Annotated in this window: 19 protein-coding genes; 11 read left to right on the forward strand and 8 right to left on the reverse strand. The window is 72.5% G+C overall.

Annotated elements, in window-relative coordinates:
* Positions 1-120: 120 nt before the first annotated feature.
* Positions 121-879, forward strand: a complete 759-nt coding sequence (locus AQJ11_RS41555) for an LOG family protein (RefSeq protein ID WP_059266915.1) — start codon at positions 121-123, stop codon at positions 877-879.
* A gap of 58 nt (positions 880-937) precedes the next feature.
* On the opposite strand, the gene folP is transcribed toward AQJ11_RS41555, so the two are convergent.
* The gene (gene folP / locus AQJ11_RS41560) at positions 938-1,798 is read right to left on the reverse strand and encodes a dihydropteroate synthase (protein ID WP_014674802.1); all 861 of its coding nucleotides are present in this window, start codon (positions 1,796-1,798) and stop codon (positions 938-940) included.
* Positions 1,799-1,936: 138 nt separating this feature from the next.
* Here folP and AQJ11_RS41565 point away from each other — a divergent pair, with 138 nt between their 5' ends.
* Both AQJ11_RS41565 and AQJ11_RS41570 read left to right on the forward strand, forming a co-directional pair.
* Entirely contained in the window at positions 1,937-2,302 is a 366-nt protein-coding gene (locus tag AQJ11_RS41565) for a DivIVA domain-containing protein (protein WP_059266917.1), read from the forward strand.
* Entirely contained in the window at positions 2,299-2,886 is a 588-nt protein-coding gene (locus AQJ11_RS41570) for a DNA-3-methyladenine glycosylase I (protein WP_059266919.1), read from the forward strand. Before AQJ11_RS41565 ends, AQJ11_RS41570 begins: the two co-directional genes overlap by 4 nt.
* Position 2,887: 1 nt before the next feature.
* Here AQJ11_RS41570 and chcB read toward each other — a convergent pair whose 3' ends face one another.
* Entirely contained in the window at positions 2,888-3,691 is an 804-nt protein-coding gene (gene chcB, locus AQJ11_RS41575; RefSeq protein WP_014674805.1) for a 2-cyclohexenylcarbonyl CoA isomerase, read from the reverse strand.
* Between the two features lie 372 nt (positions 3,692-4,063).
* Here chcB and AQJ11_RS47640 point away from each other — a divergent pair, with 372 nt between their 5' ends.
* On the forward strand, positions 4,064-4,231 hold the full coding sequence (locus AQJ11_RS47640; protein WP_018544333.1) for a DUF3117 domain-containing protein: 168 nt from the start codon (positions 4,064-4,066) through the stop codon (positions 4,229-4,231).
* 84 nt (positions 4,232-4,315) lie between these two features.
* Here the strand turns inward: AQJ11_RS47640 and AQJ11_RS41580 are convergent, their stop codons facing one another.
* Positions 4,316-5,014, reverse strand: a complete 699-nt coding sequence (locus tag AQJ11_RS41580) for an O-methyltransferase (protein ID WP_078611812.1) — start codon at positions 5,012-5,014, stop codon at positions 4,316-4,318.
* Positions 5,015-5,248: 234 nt separating this feature from the next.
* Between AQJ11_RS41580 and sigE the strand changes: the two genes are divergently transcribed.
* The 5 genes from sigE to AQJ11_RS41605 all read left to right on the forward strand — a co-directional run bounded on the left by sigE (position 5,249) and on the right by AQJ11_RS41605 (position 10,689).
* Positions 5,249-5,965 (forward strand): RNA polymerase sigma factor SigE, encoded by a 717-nt coding sequence (gene sigE, locus AQJ11_RS41585; protein ID WP_078611813.1) that lies wholly within the window; start codon positions 5,249-5,251, stop codon positions 5,963-5,965.
* Positions 5,962-7,011, forward strand: coding sequence for a zf-HC2 domain-containing protein (locus AQJ11_RS41590; RefSeq protein WP_208616747.1), 1,050 nt, complete (start codon positions 5,962-5,964; stop codon positions 7,009-7,011). Before sigE ends, AQJ11_RS41590 begins: the two co-directional genes overlap by 4 nt.
* Positions 7,012-7,513: 502 nt before the next feature.
* Positions 7,514-9,241, forward strand: coding sequence for a S1C family serine protease (locus AQJ11_RS41595; RefSeq protein WP_059266922.1), 1,728 nt, complete (start codon positions 7,514-7,516; stop codon positions 9,239-9,241).
* A gap of 84 nt (positions 9,242-9,325) precedes the next feature.
* Positions 9,326-9,775 carry a sec-independent translocase gene (locus tag AQJ11_RS41600; RefSeq protein ID WP_014674811.1) on the forward strand — a complete coding sequence of 150 codons (450 nt, stop codon included), beginning with the start codon at positions 9,326-9,328 and terminating at the stop codon, positions 9,773-9,775.
* A gap of 248 nt (positions 9,776-10,023) precedes the next feature.
* Positions 10,024-10,689, forward strand: a complete 666-nt coding sequence (locus AQJ11_RS41605) for a hypothetical protein (RefSeq protein ID WP_014674812.1) — start codon at positions 10,024-10,026, stop codon at positions 10,687-10,689.
* A gap of 45 nt (positions 10,690-10,734) precedes the next feature.
* Here AQJ11_RS41605 and AQJ11_RS41610 read toward each other — a convergent pair whose 3' ends face one another.
* Complete coding sequence (locus AQJ11_RS41610; RefSeq protein ID WP_059266924.1) at positions 10,735-13,356, reverse strand: DUF6185 family protein; 2,622 nt, start codon at positions 13,354-13,356, stop codon at positions 10,735-10,737.
* 178 nt (positions 13,357-13,534) lie between these two features.
* Here AQJ11_RS41610 and AQJ11_RS41615 point away from each other — a divergent pair, with 178 nt between their 5' ends.
* Positions 13,535-13,936 carry a hypothetical protein gene (locus AQJ11_RS41615; protein WP_059266926.1) on the forward strand — a complete coding sequence of 134 codons (402 nt, stop codon included), beginning with the start codon at positions 13,535-13,537 and terminating at the stop codon, positions 13,934-13,936.
* Positions 13,937-14,112: 176 nt separating this feature from the next.
* On the opposite strand, the gene AQJ11_RS41620 is transcribed toward AQJ11_RS41615, so the two are convergent.
* The 3 genes from AQJ11_RS41620 to AQJ11_RS41630 are packed head-to-tail and all read right to left on the reverse strand — an operon-like array spanning position 14,113 to position 17,183.
* Complete coding sequence (locus AQJ11_RS41620; protein ID WP_059266928.1) at positions 14,113-15,246, reverse strand: Mrp/NBP35 family ATP-binding protein; 1,134 nt, start codon at positions 15,244-15,246, stop codon at positions 14,113-14,115.
* Positions 15,247-15,289: 43 nt separating this feature from the next.
* A complete protein-coding gene (locus AQJ11_RS41625) occupies positions 15,290-15,904 on the reverse strand; it encodes a DUF1003 domain-containing protein (protein ID WP_014674816.1) in 615 nt (204 codons plus the stop codon).
* Entirely contained in the window at positions 15,894-17,183 is a 1,290-nt protein-coding gene (locus tag AQJ11_RS41630; RefSeq protein ID WP_014674817.1) for a magnesium transporter MgtE N-terminal domain-containing protein, read from the reverse strand. Before AQJ11_RS41630 ends, AQJ11_RS41625 begins: the two co-directional genes overlap by 11 nt.
* A 238-nt stretch (positions 17,184-17,421) precedes the next feature.
* On the opposite strand from AQJ11_RS41630, the gene AQJ11_RS41635 reads away from it, so the two are divergent.
* Positions 17,422-18,156 carry a hypothetical protein gene (locus tag AQJ11_RS41635; RefSeq protein ID WP_059266931.1) on the forward strand — a complete coding sequence of 245 codons (735 nt, stop codon included), beginning with the start codon at positions 17,422-17,424 and terminating at the stop codon, positions 18,154-18,156.
* Positions 18,157-18,199: 43 nt separating this feature from the next.
* Here AQJ11_RS41635 and AQJ11_RS41640 read toward each other — a convergent pair whose 3' ends face one another.
* Entirely contained in the window at positions 18,200-18,715 is a 516-nt protein-coding gene (locus AQJ11_RS41640) for a hypothetical protein (RefSeq protein ID WP_058081815.1), read from the reverse strand.
* Between the last annotated feature and the right edge of the window lie 15 nt (positions 18,716-18,730).

Genomic DNA, 18,730 nt, shown 5'->3' on the forward strand with positions numbered 1-18,730 from the left:
CCAATACACCTAGCCCGTGCGGGGGCGCGCCACCGCGCGTCGGACATGCGCAGGTCCCCCCGCGGTAACCCGCGTAGATCTAGTCTGAGATCGAACTACCGGCAAGCGGAGGGAGCGCACATGCCTACCGGCAATCCCGAGGGGAAGAAGCAGCCGCCGGACGAGCAGCGGCTCGGACCGGTCCTCCGACGGCGGGGTCAGGTGACGGCCAGCACGACCGACCAGCGGCTGCTGGACGAGCGCGCCCCCACCGACTGGGTGCACACCGACCCCTGGCGGGTCCTGCGGATCCAGTCGGAGTTCATCGAGGGCTTCGGTACGCTCGCCGAACTCCCGCCCGCCATCAGCGTGTTCGGCTCGGCGCGGACCCCGGTGGACTCCGTGGAGTACGAGGCGGGCGTGCGGCTCGGCCGGGGGCTCGTGCAGGCCGGCTGGGCGGTCATCACGGGCGGTGGCCCGGGAGCGATGGAGGCCGCCAACAAGGGGGCGTGCGAGGCGGGCGGCGTCTCGGTCGGCCTCGGAATCGAACTTCCCTTCGAGCAGGGGCTCAACCCCTATGTCGACATCGGCCTGAACTTCCGCTACTTCTTCGTCCGCAAGATGATGTTCGTGAAGTACGCGCAGGGCTTCGTGGTCCTCCCCGGCGGCCTCGGCACCCTCGACGAGCTCTTCGAGGCGCTGACCCTGGTCCAGACCCAGAAGGTCACCCAGTTCCCGATCGTCCTGTTCGGCAGCGAGTACTGGGGCGGCCTGGTGGACTGGCTGAAGAACACGCTGGTGGCCCAGGGCAAGGCGTCGGAGAAGGACCTCCTGCTGTTCCACGTGACGGACGACGTGGACGAGGCGGTGTCCCTCGTGTCCAAGGAGGCGGCCCGCTAGGCGTCCCCACCGGGGGGGCTGAGGGGGACGTCCCACCCGCCTCGGCCCCCCGGGCCGGTCAGGCCAGGCCCCGGCGGGCCACGGCGGGAACCCGGTGGCCCGCGATGGACGCCACCATCTCCAGCACCTGACGGGTCTCGGCCACCTCGTGCACCCGGTACACCTGCGCCCCCAGCCACGCGGAGACGGCGGTCGTCGCCAGCGTGCCGATCAGCCGTTCCTTCACCGGCCGGTCCAGCGTCTCCCCGACGAAGTCCTTGTTCGACAGCGACACCAGCACCGGCCACCCGGTGGCCACCATCTCGTCCAGCCGCCGCGTCGCCTCCAGGCTGTGCCGCGTGTTCTTCCCGAAGTCGTGCCCGGGGTCGATCAGCACCGACTCGCGCGGCACGCCGAGCGCGACCGCCCGCTCGGCCAGCCCCACGGTCACGTCCAGGATGTCGGCCATGACGTCGTCGTACGTCACCCGGTGCGGACGCGTACGCGGCTCCACGCCCCCGGCGTGCGTGCACACCAGCCCCACCCCGTAGCGCGCCGCGACCTGCGCGAGCCCGGGGTCGACCCCGCCCCACGCGTCGTTCAGCAGATCCGCGCCGGCCTCGCACACGGCCTCGCCGACCTCGGCCCGCCAGGTGTCCACGCTGATGATCACATCGGGGAAGCGCCGCCGTACCTCCGCGACGAAGCCGACCGTCCGGCGCGCCTCCTCCTTCGCGGTGACCTCTTCCCCGGGCCCGGCCTTGACCCCGCCGATGTCGATGATCGCGGCGCCCTCGGCCACCGCCTGCTCCACGCGCGCCAGGGCCGGCTCGTCGCCGAAGGTGGCTCCCCGGTCGTAGAAGGAATCCGGCGTCCGGTTCACGATCGCCATGATCACCGGCTCGTGCGGCCCGAATTCCCGCCTGCCCAGCCTGAGCATCCGCTGTGACCTCTCCTAGTACGTTCCGCAGTACGGCCGCCTGCGACCCTAACCGTCGGACTCGCATGGCACGATCGGACCCTGACAGTTTCGGCTTCCGGCACAGCGTCCGGTAACGAGCGTGGGGACCCTGAGGCGATGGTGATGTTCTTTTTCCTGGTCGTCGCGCTGGCCGTCGTGGTCGCCGCGGTGACCCTGGCCGTGGTGGGCGGCGGGGAGAGCGCCCCCCTGCCCGAGGTGGCGCCCGAGCGGCTCCAGGACCCCCTCCCCGCGGACCGCCCGGTGGGCCGCGCGGACGTGGAGAGCCTGCGCTTCCCCCTCGCCCCGCGCGGCTACCGCATGGCCGACGTCGACGACGCGCTCGGCCGGCTCGCCGCGGAACTGGCGGAGCGGGACGTCCGCATCGCCGACCTGGAGTCCGCGCTGGCGGGTGCGAGAGCCGCCGCCGCGCACGCGCACCAGGCACCGCGGGACCGCGGCGAGGGCCCGGAGGAGGAGCGATGACCACCGGAGCGGCCGTCCCCGGCCCGGACGGCGCCCTGCGCTGCCCCTGGGCCCTGTCCACCGTCGACTACGTGTCGTACCACGACGAGGAGTGGGGCCGCCCGGTCCACGGCGACGACGCCCTCTTCGAGCGGCTCAGCCTGGAGGCATTCCAGTCGGGCCTGTCCTGGATCACGATCCTGCGCCGCCGTCCGGGCTTCCGCGCGGCCTTCGCCGGCTTCCGCATCGAGAAGGTCGCCGCCTTCACCGAGACCGACCGCGACCGCCTGCTCGCCGACCCCGGCATCATCCGCAACCGGGCCAAGATCGACGCCACCCTCGCCAACGCCCGGGTCCTCGCCGACTGGGCCGAGGGCGAGCTGGACGCCCTGATCTGGTCCCACGCCCCCGACCCGGCCACCCGCCCGGCCCCGAAGACCCTCGCGGACGTCCCGGCCGTGACCCCGGAGTCGACGGCCCTGTCCAAGGCCCTGAAGACGCGGGGGCTCAGATTCGTGGGCCCGACGACAGCGTACGCCCTGATGCAGGCGTGCGGCCTGGTCGACGACCACCTGGAGACGTGCGTGGCGAGGAGCGCCCCCTGAGCTACCGCCCCAGGTACTTCGGCTTCTCCTTGTCCACGAACGCCTGGACGGCGATGGCGTGGTCCTCGGACCGCCCCGCCCGGGTCTGGAGCTCGTCCTCCTTCTCCAGCGTCTCGGCGAGGGAGTGCGTCAGCCCGAAGGCCACCGCCTCCTTGATCGCCGCGTACGCCACCGTCGGCCCCGAGGCCAGCGCCCGCGCCACCTTCCCGGCCTCCGCGCGCAGCTCGGCCAGAGGGACGACCCGGTTGGCGATCCCCAGCTCCAGCGCGTCCTGCGCGCCGATGCTGCGCGGGAAGAGCAGCAGGTCGGCGGCGCGGCTCGGGCCGATCACCCGGGGCAGCGTCCAGGAGATCCCGGAGTCGGCGGTCAGGGCCACGCCGGCGAACGACGTGTTGAAGGAGGCGCTGTCGGCCACCAGCCGGTAGTCCGCGGCGAGCGCGAAGCCGAACCCGGCCCCCGCCGCCACGCCGTTCACCGCCGCGACCACCGGCTTCGGCGCCCCGGCGAGCGCCCGCACGATCGGGTTGTAGTGCTCCCTGACCGTGGTCATCGTCTGCCCGGCCCCGGTCTCCCGGTCACTGGCCAGCAGCCCGATGTGCTCCTTGAGGTCCTGGCCGACGCAGAACGCCCGGTCCCCGGCGGCGGTCAGCAGGATCGCCCGCACGGCCGTGTCGCCGGCCGCCTCTTCCGCCGCCTCCCGCAGGGCGACCTTGGTCGCGATGTTCAGCGCGTTCATCGCCTCGGGGCGGTTCAGCGTGATCGTCGCGAGTCCGTCGCCCACCTCGTAGAGCACGGTGTCGGCCATGGCGCATCCCCTCCGGTTCGCGGCTGGTGACGTACCGCTCAGTACGTCCATGTCTGAGGACAGCATGGCGGAGATCGCCGTCCAAGGGCCGGACCGGACGTGTGACCTGCGTCAAAGAAAACCGGAGCGAAAGCCGTCGGCGGATCTCCGTGCGGGGGCGCAGTATCGCAGCCACATCGCCGAATTGGGTGGTTTTGCTCGCGCGCGTTGCCCAAGCGATGCCGACCGATGTTGGTCATCGGGTCCTGCGATGCGGGATAATGGCTTGGAAGCAATGTGTTCGATGCCGGTGTCGCGTGTCCGTTGCGGACGGCGGGTGCCCCGTGGGGCCGTCGGCAGACGATGAGCTGGGTTTCAGGAAGGGGAACGAGCATGGCGGCCATGAAGCCGCGGACGGGTGATGGCCCGCTCGAGGTGACCAAGGAGGGGCGGGGCATCGTCATGCGCGTTCCGCTCGAAGGCGGCGGTCGACTCGTCGTCGAGCTGACCCCTGACGAGGCCGAGGCGCTCGGCGACGCCCTGAAGAAGGTCGTCGTCTGACGTCCCAGCGATCAGTCCTTCCGGCTGCCCCGGCATCGTACGCGGTGCCGGGGCAGCCGCGTTCCCGCACCCCCCGGCGCGGCCTCAGCGCTTGACGGCGCACAGCAGGCCGTCGCCCACCGGCAGCAGCGAGGGGACCAGTTCCTGGCTCTCCCGCACCGTGCGCAGCAGCTCGCGCAGCCGCAGCACCTCGGTCGGCTGCGGCCCGGAGTCGACCGTGCGGCCGTTGGCGAACACGCCCTCGAACACCACCAGGCCGCCCGGCCGCAGCAGACGCAACGATTCAGCGAGGTAGTCCGGGTACTCCAGGCGGTCCCCGTCGCAGAAGACGAGGTCGTAGCCGGCGTCCGCGAGACGCGGCAGCACGTCCAGCGCGCGGCCGGGGATGAACCGGGCCCGGTTGCTGGCGAAGCCGCAGACACGGAAGGCCTGCCGGGCGAACTGCTGGTGCTCCGGCTCCGGGTCCACCGTGGTGAGCACCCCGTCCGGCCGCATCCCGTGCAGCAGATGGATGCCGGACACCCCGCAGCCCGTGCCGATCTCCGCGACCGCCTTCGCGTCCACGGAGGCGGCGAGCAGTCGCAGCGCGGCGCCCGTGCTGGGCGACACCGAGCGCAGCCCTGCCTCGCGGGCCCGGTCGCGGGCCCAGCGCAGCGCTTCGTCCTCGGCGACAAAGGCGTCGGCGAACGCCCAGCTCGTCTGCCGGTTGCCGGTAATGACCCTCTCCTGTCCCCGTGGTTGCCTGGGCGTGACTGTATCCGTTGGCGTCGGGAACCCGCAGATGGGACCGCGCGTTTAGAAGGATGAGCCGGTGATCGGGGACGCGACGGGGGGCGAGAGGTGGATCAGGACGCCGAGCAACCGCTGACGCGGCCGCACGAGCCGTATCAGCGTGCATCAAATTCTCGTAAAACCGCTTATCCGGAGCTAACGGGCGAGGTGGCTATGGTAGGGGCTCCACTGGACACCACCAGAGCCGACAGGGGAGGTGCGGCTGCGCCCGGGGACCGGGGCGGAGTGCTGCGGCGCTTCCTCGGGTCGGCGGGCAGGCCGAAATCCGTGACCGACACCGCTGCCGACAGCCACGCCGCCGGTCTCGCCGCAGGCGAGACCCAGACCGCGACCTTCGCCACCGACGCGGACGGGCAGGCGTGGACTCCGCCCGCGTGGGAGGAGATCGTCAGCACACACAGCGGCCGGGTCTACCGACTCGCCTACCGCCTGACGGGCAACCAGCACGACGCCGAGGACCTCACCCAGGAGGTCTTCGTCCGTGTCTTCCGTTCCCTGTCGACGTACTCGCCGGGCACCTTCGAGGGCTGGCTGCACCGCATCACCACCAACCTCTTCCTGGACATGGTCCGGCGCAAGCAGCGCATCCGCTTCGACGCCCTCGGCGAGGACGCGGCCGAGCGCCTGGCCAGCCGCGAGCCCACCCCCCAGCAGCTCTTCAACGACGCCCACTTCGACGCCGACGTCCAGCAGGCCCTCGACACCCTCGCGCCCGAGTTCCGCGCCGCCGTCGTCCTGTGCGACATCGAAGGGCTGTCGTACGAGGAGATCGCCGCGACCCTCGGCGTGAAGCTCGGCACGGTCCGCTCCCGCATCCACCGCGGCCGGTCCCAGCTCCGCAAGGCCCTCGCGCACCGCTCCCCGGAGGCCCGCGCGGCCGAGCGGCGCTCCTTCCTGGCCCCCCGTGTCCCCGCTCTGGGGGGAGGGGGCGCGACCGCGTGAGTGGATCTCGGCCGAAACCTGTCGAGGAGGCGCGCCTCGCAGAGCAGCACCTGGGAGACCGGCTCTCCGCCCTCGTGGACGGAGAGCTCGGTCATGAGACGCGTGAGCGTGTCCTCGCGCACCTGGCCACCTGCGCCCGGTGCAAGGCGGAGGCGGACGCCCAGCGCGCGCTGAAGAACGTGTTCGCGGCGGCGGCCCCGCCCCCGCCCTCGGCGAGCTTCCTGGCCCGCCTCCAGGGCCTGCCCGGGGGAGGTGACCCGAACGACGGCGGCACGCCGTCGCCGGGGGGCGGACTCCTCGGCGGCCCGGCCACGGGACCGTCCGACGCCTCCGACGCCTCCGGGCCGTTCGGCGTGAGTCGCGGCGAGCGCCTCCCGTTCGGGTACGTTCCCGCCCGCGCCCCCGGCTTCCTCCCGGCCCGCGCGGACCGCGTCGCCGCACCCGAGGACCGCGGCTTCCGCATCCATCCCGTCGGCCGCCCGGACGACGGCCGCTCCGCCTCGCGCGGGCTGCGGTTCGCGTTCGCCGCCGCCGGCGCGGTGTCGCTGGCCGCGGTCGCCCTCGGCGGCGTCACCACCTCCCTCCCCGGCGACCTGACCACGGACGCCCGCGGCGGCACCGGCGCCGGCAGCAATGTGATCCCGGCCCGCTCGGCCGGCGCGGGCGGAGGCGCGGCCACGCCGGACACCCAGCGCCGCCGCCCGGTGGGGCCGCTGCTCGCCCAGGGCGGTGCGCCGCTCGGACCGGTCCCGGCGGCGCCGACCACCCTGTCCGCGCCGCTGCTCCCCGGAGTGCCGTCCCCCGTCGCCGGGCAGGACCGGGCCGAGCCGGTGCGCGCCGTGACCGCTCCCGTGCTGGCCGGTGCGGCCGCCGTCTCCCCGCTGATACGCAAGCTCGACGAGACGGTGGACCTGCCGCTCGCCGACTGGTCCACCACCCCCGGAGTCGCCGGCTTCGGCCTGCTGCCCGCCCCCGTCCCCGACACCGTTCCCTCCGCCGCCCCGGCTTCCCCGGCCGCTCCCGCCGTGCCCCACCAGTCGCCCTGACCGGCCGCTGCGCCCCGGCCCCGCGAACCTGGTTGAATCCTGTGAGACCGCTCCCGCGGCGACGACCCGGGGGCGGTGGACGACGTTCCATGGCCGCGGCAGCGCGCGGTCGCGGCCCAGCCGTGGGGAGAGCATGAACGAGGGGAACCGTGTCCCGCCGGTGGACGGACCGGAGGGGGCGGCGGGAGTGAGGCCGGCCGACCGCACCGAGGCAGCCGGGGGCGCCCTGCCGGAAGCCACCGGATCCGACGGCGACTTCGAACTGGCCAAGCCGACAGGGCTGCCGGCCGGCGCGGACGGAGGGGGGACCCACGGGGGAGGCACGGAGGGAGACATCGCGGGAGGGGCCGGGAGAGCAACCGGGGACGGAACCGGGTCGGCCGTCCGGGGTGGCGCCGGGGGAGACAGCCGGGGTGGCGCCGAGGGAGACATCCAGGGTGGCTTCGGTGGCGACGTTCGCGGTGGCGTCGGTGGAGACACTGGCGGTGGCGCCGGCGGCGGCATGCGGGGAGAGGCAGGCGGAGACAGCCGCGGGGACGCCGGTGGCGGCATCCAGGGCGGCGCCGGTGGAGCTGTCCGGGAACGCGCCGGTGGAGACGCCGTAGCGGCCGAGGAGGCCTCCTGGGCGGCTCCCGTCGAGCGGCCCAAGCCGCTGCACGACCCCGACCCGTACAGCACCCCGCCGTACGGCGAACCCGGCCCCTGGGCGCCCGCACCGCCGGTGCAGCATCCGGCGGCGACTCCGGCGCACGGAACGGCCGTGTCCGCGCCGACGACTCCACCGCCGGCCGCACCCACGGCCTCCCTGCCCGCGCCCACGGCCCCCCTGCCCGCGGCCATGGCGCACGCACCGGCGCCCGTTCCTTCCGCGCCCGCACCGCACGTGCCCGGCCCAGCGCCCGCACCGCACGTGCCCGGCCCCGCGCCCGCACCGCACGTACCCGCCTCCGCCCCGGCACCGGCCGCCCACGTACCCGCACCCACCGCCCCCGCCCCGGAGGGCTCCGACCCCTGGGGCCGTTACGACCCCTGGGCCGGTGGTTCCGCCAAGGAGCAGGCGCCGGCCCGGGAGCCGCTTCAGCAGACCGGTGCGGGTGTGCCGACGGAGCAGCAGCGCAAGAGGAGCGCGCGGCGCATCCTGTTCGCGTGGACCCTGGTCGTCGCCCTGTTCTCCGCGGGCGTCGGCGGAGCCGCCGGCGCCTATCTCCAGCGCGAGGGCTTCGGCGACGACGTACGGCTGCCGCAGGCCGGGAGCGTGCCGGCCGGCCGGGCGGCGGACAGCGTGGCCGGGATCGCCGCCCGCGCCCTGCCCAGCGTGGTCACGCTGCACGTCCGTGGCGCCGACGAGGCGGGCACCGGCACCGGCTTCGTGCTCGACGCCGAGGGGCACATCCTCACCAACAACCACGTGGTCGAGCCCGCCGGGACCGGCGGCGAGATATCCGTGACGTTCAGCAGCGGCGACACCGTCAAGGCCAAGGTCGTCGGCCGGGACAGCGGCTACGACCTCGCCGTGGTCCAGGTGCGCGGCGTCCACGGGCTCACCCCGCTGCCCCTCGGCAACTCCGACGACGTCGAGGTCGGCGACCCGGTCGTCGCCATCGGCGCCCCCTTCGACCTCGCCAACACGGTCACCTCCGGCATCATCAGCGCCAAGGAGCGGCCGATCACCGCCGGCGGGGAGAAGAGCGACGGCAGCGACGTCTCGTACGTCGACGCGCTCCAGACCGACGCCCCCATCAACCCGGGCAACTCCGGCGGCCCGCTGCTCGACTCCCGGGCCCAGGTCATCGGCATCAACTCCGCCATCCGCTCCGCCGGCAGCGGCTCGGAGGCCGACGGCGGCCAGGCCGGGTCCATCGGCCTCGGCTTCGCCATACCCGTCAACCAGGCCAAGCGCGTCGCCGAGGAACTGATCAACGACGGCCACGCCACGCATCCGGTGATCGGCGTGACCCTCGACATGGGCTACACCGGCGACGGCGCCCGTATCGACAGCAAGAGCGCGAGCGGAGGTTCCGCCGTCACCCGGGGAGGCCCCGGCGAGCGGGCCGGGCTCAAGGCGGGCGACGTCATCACCGAGGCCGGCGGTGAGCGCGTCCACACCGGCCAGGAGCTGATCGTCAAGATCCGCGCCCACCGGCCGGGGGACCGGCTGCGGCTGACGGTCGAGCGGGACGGCATCGAGCGGGAGGTGTCACTCGTGCTGGGCGCGTCGGAGCAGAACTGACAGAAGTCTCACCTCGGGACGGTACCGGTCGGACAGGAACGCCGGGTACCGTTGACCGACCGAGGACATCGCAAGGAGCGTCAGGTGTTCAATGACATAGGACCACTGGAGCTGGTGACGATCATCGTGCTCGCCGTGCTCGTCTTCGGTCCGGACAAGCTCCCGAAGGTCATCCAGGACGTGATGCGCACGATCCGGAAGATCCGCGAGTTCTCGGAGAGCGCGAAGCAGGACATCCGTAACGAGCTGGGTCCCGAGTTCAAGGACTTCGAGTTCGAGGACCTCAACCCCAAGACGTTCATCCGCAAGCAGCTCGACAACGACGAACTGGGGCTCAAGGAGATCCGCAACGGCTTCGACCTGAAGAAGGAGATGGCGGAGGTCACGGACGCGGTCCACAGCCGCGACGGTTCCTCCTCCTCGTCCCCTTCCCCGTCGTCCCCGTCGTCCTCCGGCGGGCGCGTCGACATGACCAAGAAGCCCGAGACGCCCGGGGACGACGAGCGCCCGCCCTTCGACGCGGACGCCACGTAAGCGCGTCCGCCGGCGCTCCCCCTGCCGACACGCGCACGCGCGTACGCCGCGCACGTGACGCGTTTCATACGGCACGCCCGTCGCGCACGGCCCGCACAGGCCGTTCGCGCGACCCACGCATCCAACGCCTGCCCTGCTGCCTCCAGCGGTGTGGATATGCTGCCGAGTTGTTGTGCGGACCGGACGCGTACGCCCGAATGGGGGGCGGGCCACCCCGGTTCGACGAGAGCGAGGAGGCGTCCGGGCAGATGGAGACGACGAGTCGGGTGGGCGCGCAGGTGCCGGCCGCGGAGGGCGGACAGCAACTCCCCTCCGCCCGGAGTACGGTCGACGGTTACCTGCGGGCGCCCTTCCCGTGGTACGGGCTCGACGAGGCGTTCACGGGGCCGCGCTGGCTGATGCAGGTCGGCACGGCCGCCGACGGCGCCGTCGAGCACGGTGCGATCGGGCACGGCGACGAGCCCTCGGTGCGGGGCGAGACCGGCTCCGCCGGCGAACCCCGGGAGAAGTTCGCGGTCGTGGTCACCGTCGCCGCGCAGCCGTCCCGGCGCAGCGCCGACGGTACGGGGCTGCTGGAGGCCACATCGGTGTCCTCGGCGGCGTGGCTGGCCGGAGTGGGGCTGCTGTCGTTCACGTGGCCCGGGCAGATGGACCACAGCCTGCGGGACGACTGGCTGGACCAGCAGACGGAGACGGCGTGGGCCCTGGCCGACGACCTGGAGGGCCCGGAGTGGTCCCGGCTCTCCCTGCCCGTCGACGGGGTGTCCGCCTCGTTCCACTACCGGGAGTCCGAGTACGGCTGGGTGCTGGCCGGCACCACGGAGGCGGGGGTCCACCTGGGCGCGTACGGGCGGGGGATGAGCGCGTACGGCCTCGGCTTCGCCGCGATCAAGGACATCGCCGCCTACGCGTGACGGACCGGGCCCGGGTGTGGTGGCCGCCCGGGCCCGGTCGGCCGTTCAGTGGGTCAGGCTCTTGTAGATCGTCACGACGGCCGCGAGCTGGGCCAGGATCCAGGTGATGCCTACGGACAACCCGCGCAGCTGGTGGATGGACAGCAGCAGGGCGAAACCGCTGGGCCAGTACTTCCGTTCCCTCTGGAACGTCGCCAGGTCCATCCAGATGCTGGTGAGTGTCAGGATGACGAGCAGGAGCGCGGCGTACAACAGGAGCTGGCGGGGGTCCGTGTCCATGATGTGGATGAGCGCGGCGGCCAGCACCGCGGGGAATCCGTAGGCAGCGGTGAGCAGCCAGGCCCGCGCCTGGCTGCGGTGTCCGGGCAGCAGACGCCACAGCGCCCCCAGCGTGAAGCCGGCGACCGCCCACCCCAGCTGGTAGAGGACCAGCTGGGCGGCGAACTCCGGAATGCCGATGGGGGAGTAGAGGGCTTGCTGTCGCGCGTAGGAATCCTGTGCCTCGTAGTAGACGAGCAGCAGGGTGGCCGGCGTTCCGAACCAGAACGCCAGACGTGCCGCGCGCACCGCGTTGGACCACCAGTGCCCCTCCGGTCCCCAGGCCAGGGCGATGTCCAGCACCGAGATCTGCTCCGGCGGGTCGGCTCCTTCACACGCGGTGGCCACCCACTGGTGCAGCCCGTTCAGTTTCTCCTCCACCTGCTCGCAGGTCACTCCGGCGGCGCGGCCCTGGTCCACCAGGTGCATCTGATGGTTCGCGTTGCGGTATTGGCGGGCCTTCTCCAGCAGTTCGCTCCTGTCCTGCTTGCTGGCCAGCCGCACCCGGTAGAAGCGGTCCCCCATCCGGCTCAGCACGGACCACCGCCGCCCCAGGGCGAGGAGGGCGTACAGGGCGAGGATGTTCAGCACCAGCCAGACGCCGTACAGCGCGCCGGCGCCCGCGAACCTCGCGGCCCGGACGCCGACGAAGAAGGCGAACAAGGAGACGGTCAGCAGGAGATCCGGCTTGCTCGGCCCCAGGGGGAACCGCTCGTGTCCAGGGCGGCCGTCCGCCCAGAACGGTCCGCTGCGAAAGCGCAGCAGGGCCAGCAGGGCGATTCCCGTCAGCACCCAGCTGTAGGCGAAGAGCCATCTCAGGTCGGTGTAGAAGAAATCCGCGAACGTGTGGCTCAGGGCCGCGTTGTGAGCGGAGGGGTCGGGTTGCTCGACGAGCCAGTTGACGCGCCTCCACCGTCGTTCGCTCACCCACCAGGCGCATGCGAAGAGTGCCACGGCGACGGCGGCCAGCAGGCATCCGACGACGGCCACGCACCGGACGGGGGCTTCGTCCCAGCGCCTGGTCCAGCGTCGCCCCTGGAGCAGCCCTCCCTCACGCACGAAGCGCCAGGCCCAGGCGGCCATCGCGGCCAGCCACAACCACACGGTCACCAGCCCCAGCAGGGCGAGCCCGGTGCGGCCGAAGGCGGTCGTCGCCTTCGGTCCCAGGCCCCCCGGGAGCCCGAAGACGTCGTGGGCCAGGAGCACCAGCAGGCCGATGCCCGCCACCGCACACGTGGTGGCCGTGACGGCGAGTGCCTGACGGCGCTGGACGTCTGCCGGCCGGGCCGGCTCGTCCGGGCCGGCGCCGGCCGAGGTCCGTGACGCGCCCAGGCTCCACGGGCGGGCGGCGAAGACCAGGACCACGCCCGCGGGGATGCACAGAAGGGCGTGCCACCGGGGGGAGAACCGGTCCTGCGGGACGAACAGGAGCAGGGCCAGAGCGACCCCCGTGCTGAGCCCGGCCCACTCCAGCAGCGTGCGCTTGAAGCTGACGTCCTGTCCGATGTCGGTGTCCGAGGCGTCCGCCGCCGACCGCTCGGGTGCCTTCCTCATCGCCGGCCGCCGTGCCGTGCCGCGCCCGGTGGCTGCCTCGGCGGGCCCGGTACGGAGTGCGGCCACGGCGATCAGGGCCGAGGCGCACACCCACCAGGAGGCGATGCCCGCGGTGGCCCAGAGCGACTGACTGAGCTTCACCGGCAGCAAGCGCTGCCAGGATGGGTCGACCTCCACCTGCACCTCTTCGGGCAGCGCGTTCTTCCACACCAGATGGTTCCCGGTGGTGGACGACGCGTGCTCCACGAGGTCGTTGAAATTGAGGCCGCTTAGATCGACCTCGATCCGCTTCCACCGGTCGGTCTGAAGCGTCGGCGGCCACAGGTAGATCATCCATGCCTTCCCCGTGGGGATGACCTGCCAAGGGCCCACGAGGACGGGATTTTCCGAGGTGATCCAGTTGAAGGCGACGTAGTGCACCGTGACCGAGTTGTCGGTGGCGGTCACCACCGGGTCGTGGGGATGCCATTCGCTCCGTTCCCCGGGTGCCTCGTCCCCGAGCAGCAGGCACCGCATCGCCTGGCGGTACTGCGGGGACTCCTCACCGAATGTCAGATGCCGGGCGTGCGGCCACCGTCTGGGCACCCGCACCGTCATGTCGGAAACAATTCGGGGAGTTGAGCGCTTGTGCTGCTCCAGCCGCAGCGTGGCGCTGACGGTGCTCCCCCTGAGGCCGTCCGACATGCAGTCGGTACCGGCATCGCGCTGCCGTGCCTGAGCCGGACCGCACTCCCCCGCCCACGCCACCAGCACCAGGAGCGGCAGCAGCAGCCGCCACCACCGAGTCATCGCCATAGGGCTGACACCTCTCCATGTCCCCGGCGAATGTAGACAAAGCGGTGTGTATGTCATGCTCAGACACACGGCGGACCGCTGAGACGCACCTGCTTGGGCGTGCCAGTGGCATTTGCGGGGGCGGGTTCGGCGTCCGACAATGGAAGCCGCTGACCGTCAGTCGATTGACGGAGGACCCATGACCGACACCGAAACGGGCGTCCCGCGCAATCCGCTTCCCCGCTTCGAGGAGGCCGAAGGACTGGGGCCCCAGGACGCCGAGTTCGTCGAGGATCTGGTGGCGGTGCTGGCCAAGCACGGGAATCTGGACCGGTTCGGCCTCTGCCTGTTGCACGACCACTTCCCGCTCCGCGCCGGCGAAGTGCTGGTGGAGACGAACGACCCCGTGGCCCGCACACTGCACGCCCATGTCGAGAAGGCGGACAGGACGCAGCACGCCAAAGCGTCGCAATGGCGGTTCGTGCCGCATGCCGGCCGGGAGCCGGGCGCGGGGCCCGCGGGCGGCTCCTTCCAGGAGATCATGCTGTGCACCACGCTCGACCTCTGCCCTGGGCGCACGGACGACCGCGACGGCCGTTGAGCGCGCCGGGTACGGCGATGGCGACGCCGTCCTGAGCCCGCCGGGTACGGCGGCAGATACGCCGCCCTGAGCGCTCCGGGTACGGCGAAGGGGCGCTCCGGGTACCGCGAAGGGCCGCTCCGGGTACGGCGAAGGGGCGCCGCCCGTGCGGACGACGCCCCTTCGCCGGGGCAGACCTAGAACTTGTTCTTCGGCGTGATCCCCAGCGACAGCCCCGCCAGCCCCCGCTGCCGCCCGCCCAGCTTGCCGGCGATCGCGCGCAGCGCGGAGCCCGCCGGGGAGTCCGGGTCGGTCAGGACGACCGGCTTGCCCTCGTCGCCGCCCTCGCGGAGGCGGACGTCGATCGGGATGCTGCCGAGGACGGGAACGGACGTGCCCGTGGTGCGGGTGAGACCGTCCGCGACCAGCTGGCCGCCGCCCGTGCCGAAGACGTCTACCATCTCGCCGCAGTGCGGGCAGGGCAGGCCGGACATGTTCTCGACCACGCCGACGATCTTCTGGTGGGTCTGCACGGCGATGGAGCCGGCCCGCTCGGCCACCTCGGCCGCCGCCTGCTGCGGGGTCGTGACGACGAGGATCTCGGCGTTCGGGACCAGCTGCGCGACGGAGATCGCGATGTCACCGGTGCCGGGCGGGAGGTCCAGCAGCAGGACGTCCAGGTCGCCCCAGTAGACGTCCGCCAGGAACTGCTGGAGCGCGCGGTGCAGCATCGGGCCGCGCCAGACGACCGGGGCGTTGCCCGGGGTGAACATGCCGATGGAGATGACCTTCACGCCGTTCGCGGACGGCGGCATGATCATGTTCTCGACCTGGGTGGGCCGACCGTCGGCGCCCAGCATGCGCGGCACGCTGTGGCCGTAGATGTCCGCGTCCACGACGCCGACCTTCAGGCCGTCGGCCGCCATCGACGCGGCCAGGTTCACCGTCACCGAGGACTTGCCGACGCCGCCCTTGCCGGACGCGACCGCGTAGACCCGGGTGAGGCTGCCCGGCTTGGCGAAGGGGACCTCGCGCTCGGCCTGGCCGCCGCGCAGGGCCGACGCCAGCTCCTTGCGCTGCTCGTCGCTCATCACGTCCAGCGTGACGTCGACGCGGGTGACGCCCTCGACCCGGGAGACCGCCTCGGTGACGCGCTGCGTGATGGTGTCGCGCATCGGGCAGCCGGACACCGTCAGGTACACGGTGACCGCGACCGCTCCGTCCGCGCCGATCTCCACCGACTTGACCATCCCGAGTTCGGTGATCGGGCGGTTGATCTCGGGGTCGTTCACCGTCGCCAGTGCCTCGCGCACCGCGTCTTCCGTAGCCATAAGGACGATGGTACGGCGCGCCGAGGGGCGTCCGGGATGCCCCTCAGCGGTCGTCTGTGTCACGTCCCGGCGGCCGTTCCGTCCGTTCCGCCGGGAATACGACGTGACCCGGGTGCCCGTCGTGACGGCGGCGCTCCTCCAGCTCCTTGACCAGGTCCTGGAGCTCCGAGCGGATCCAGTCGCGGGTGGCCACCTCGCCCAGGCCCGTGCGCAGCGCGGCGACCTCCCGGGTCAGGTACTCGGTGTCGGCGATGGACCGCTCGTTCTGCTTGCGGTCCTGCTCCAGGTTGACCCGGTCGCGGTCGTCCTGCCTGTTCTGCGCCAGCAGGATCAGCGGGGCCGCGTAGGACGCCTGGAGGGACAGCATCAGCGTGAGGAAGATGAACGGGTACTCGTCGAAGCGCAGGTGGCGGGGCGCGGCGATGTTCCACACCACCCACACGATGATGACGACCGTCATCCAGACGATGAAGCGCCCGGTGCCCAGGAAGCGGGCGATCTTCTCCGACAGCCGGCCGAAGGCCTCCGGGTCCCATTCGGGCAGGATCCGGCGGCGTGGCGAGCGTGGCTGGTCCAGCCGGGTGGCCCGGGGCCGGCCGGCGGCCGTGGCGCCCGCCGGATGACGCTCGCGGGTCGCGGTCTCGCGCTCAGGAGCCATGCGTGGGCGCCTCCTCTCCCTGATCGAGGTGGAACTCGGTCTCCCGCCAGTCCTCGGGCAGCATGTGGTCCAGTACGTCGTCCACGGTCACCGCGCCGAGCAGCGACCCGGACTCGTCCACCACGGGCGCCGCCACCATGTCGTACGTCGCGAAGAACCCGGCGATGATCGGCAGGGACGCGTCCGGGGACAGCGGTTGCAGATCGTCGTCGACGAGCGAGCTGACCAGGGTGTACGGGGGGTCGCGCAGCAGCCGCTGGAAGTGGACGGTGCCCAGGTACTTGCCGGTCGGGGTCTCGTCGGGCGGGCGGCAGACGTAGACCTGGGCGGCCAGGGCGGGGGACAGGTCCGGGTTGCGGACCCGGGCGAGCGCGTCGGCGACGGTGGCGTCGGGCCGCAGCACGATCGGCTCCGTCGTCATCAGACCGCCGGCCGTGTGCTCCTCGTACGACATCAGGCGGCGCATGTCGGCCGCGTCGGCGGGCTGCATCAGGCTCAGCAGCCGCTCCTTGTCCGCCTCGGGCAGTTCGGCGAGCAGGTCGGCCGCGTCGTCCGGGTCCATCGCCTCCAGCACGTCCGCCGCGCGCTCCTCCTTCAGCTTGCCGAGGATCTCGATCTGGTCGTCCTCCGGCAGCTCTTCCAGCACGTCGGCGAGCCGGTCGTCGTCCAGGGCGGCGGCCACCTCGGCCCGCCGTTTCGGGGAGAGGTGGTGCAGGACGTTGGCGAGGTCGGCGGGGCGCAGCTGCTCGAAGGTGGCGAGCAGGCTCTCGGCGCCCTGTCCGTGCTCCTCCAGGGAGAACCCGGTGACGGCCGACCACTCGGCGGTCAGCGTCTCCCCCCTGGCCCGCCGGAAGGCGCCGCCCTTCCTGCCCTTGCGCAGGAAGACGCGGTCGACCTCCCAGTCCCGGCGTGCGGGCAGCTGCTGCACGGACACGTCGAGGACGGTGACCTCCTCGCCGGTCTCCACCAGTGTCACCCGCCGGTCCAGCAGCTCGCCGAAGACCAGCCGCTCGGTGGGCCGCTGCTCGAACCGGCGGACGTTGACCACGCCGGTGGTGATGACCTGGCCGGACTCGATGCCGGTGACCCGGGTCATGGGCAGGAAGATACGGCGCCGGGTGGACAACTCGACGACCAGTCCGAGGACGCGTGGGGGCCGTCGCCCGACGCGCAGCATGACGACCAGATCGCGGACGCGACCCACCTGGTCGCCGGTCGGATCGAAGACGGGGACCCCGGCGAGGTGCGAGACGAAGATCCGGGGGGCGCCGGCTGCCATGGCTCTGCTTCCTTTGCCTGGGAGTCGCTGGGAGTCTGCCTGGGAGTCGCTGAGGACTGCTGTGGGTGGAATTTGCTCGGATTTGCCCGCGCGGGTGCGCTTCAGGCTAGCCCGTACCGCTCGGATACGCCCTGGTGGGATGTCCGCACGGACTGGCTCCGCCGGGTGGCCGGGGCACCGGTACGCTGCGGTACGCCGCTCAGGAACCGTCAGGAAGGCGACCTCACCTGTGACTGCGATGCCCCGGGGCCGTACCCGCCGGACCGCGCTGCTGACCGCGACCTGCGCACTGGCCGTGACGGGAGCGATGGTGCTGTCGGGGTGCGGCGGCGACGACCCGGACGCGGGCACCAACGGGGTGGGCAAGCTGCCCGCCGACCGGATCCAGGCGAAGACGCGGGCGGCGGCACAGGCGGCGTCGGCCGTGCGGCTGGCCGGGACCGTGGTCACCAGTGGCCGCACGTACCGGCTGGACATGCGGCTCAAGGACGCCGGCGGGACCGGGTCGGTGACCTCGCAGGGGGCGACCTTCAAGCTGCTGCGGATCGGCGAGGAGCTGTACCTCAAGGCCGACGCGGACTTCTGGAACCACGCCGACGGCAGCGACGGCGCCGGGGGCAAGCTGGACGGCAAGTACGTGAAGGTGCCGCAGGGGGATCCCGCGTACAAGAAGTTCAGCGGTTTCACGGACAAGGACGTCCTCCTCGACGGTCTCCTCACGCTGCACGGCACGTTGGCGACGGACGGCCACCACACCGACGGGGCGGGTACCCGCACGATCCGTGTCACCGGCGACAAGGGCGCCGGCGGCACCCTGGACGTGTCCCTCCAGGGCACGCCCTATCCGCTGCGCCTGGTCCGCGCCGGCGACGCGGGGACGCTCCGCTTCTCCGACTGGGGCAAGAACTTCACCGTCGAGGAACCGGCCGCGTCGGAAACGGTGGACTACGGCAGACAGCTGCCGACGTCGTAGGGGAGTGGCGGGGTCGTGGGACGGCTGCCGCGGGGGTGGCCGGTCACTTGCCCTTCCGGCGTCCGAGCAACAGTTTCGGCAGGCCCGCCGGTACCGGTCTGCGGGTGGTCGCCGGCGTCGTCACCGGGCGCTGGGCCAGGTCGCCGTCCGGCAGCGGGGCCACCGACCCGGTCGGTGCCAGGCGGAGCACCCGGCACTCGCGGGCCCAGCGGGCCGGCATCCGCTCGCCGTCGGGGGCGTTCAGCCGCTTGCCCTTCAGCTCGGCGACGGCCGCCTCCCACTCCGGCGAACCGGACGCCAGCTCGGACACGGCCGCCGCGAACGTCACCAGCCGGCCGCCCTTGTCCTTGCTGCGCACGCTCACCTCGGCGGAGCCCCCGTCGGCCAGCCCCTCCAACGGCTGCTCACCGGGACCGTCACCGACCACGCACACCGCGCCCTCGTGCCACACGTGCCACAGCGCACGCGCGGCCGGGGCCCCGGCGCCCCTGACCCAGATCAGGCCGGACTTCTTCGCGGCCTCCTCGATGAGGGCCCGGTCGAGCAGCTCGCTTGTCATGCGTCCCAGCCTAAC

It is taken from the genome of Streptomyces corchorusii, from assembly GCF_001514055.1.
GTDB lineage: Bacteria > Actinomycetota > Actinomycetes > Streptomycetales > Streptomycetaceae > Streptomyces > Streptomyces olivaceoviridis.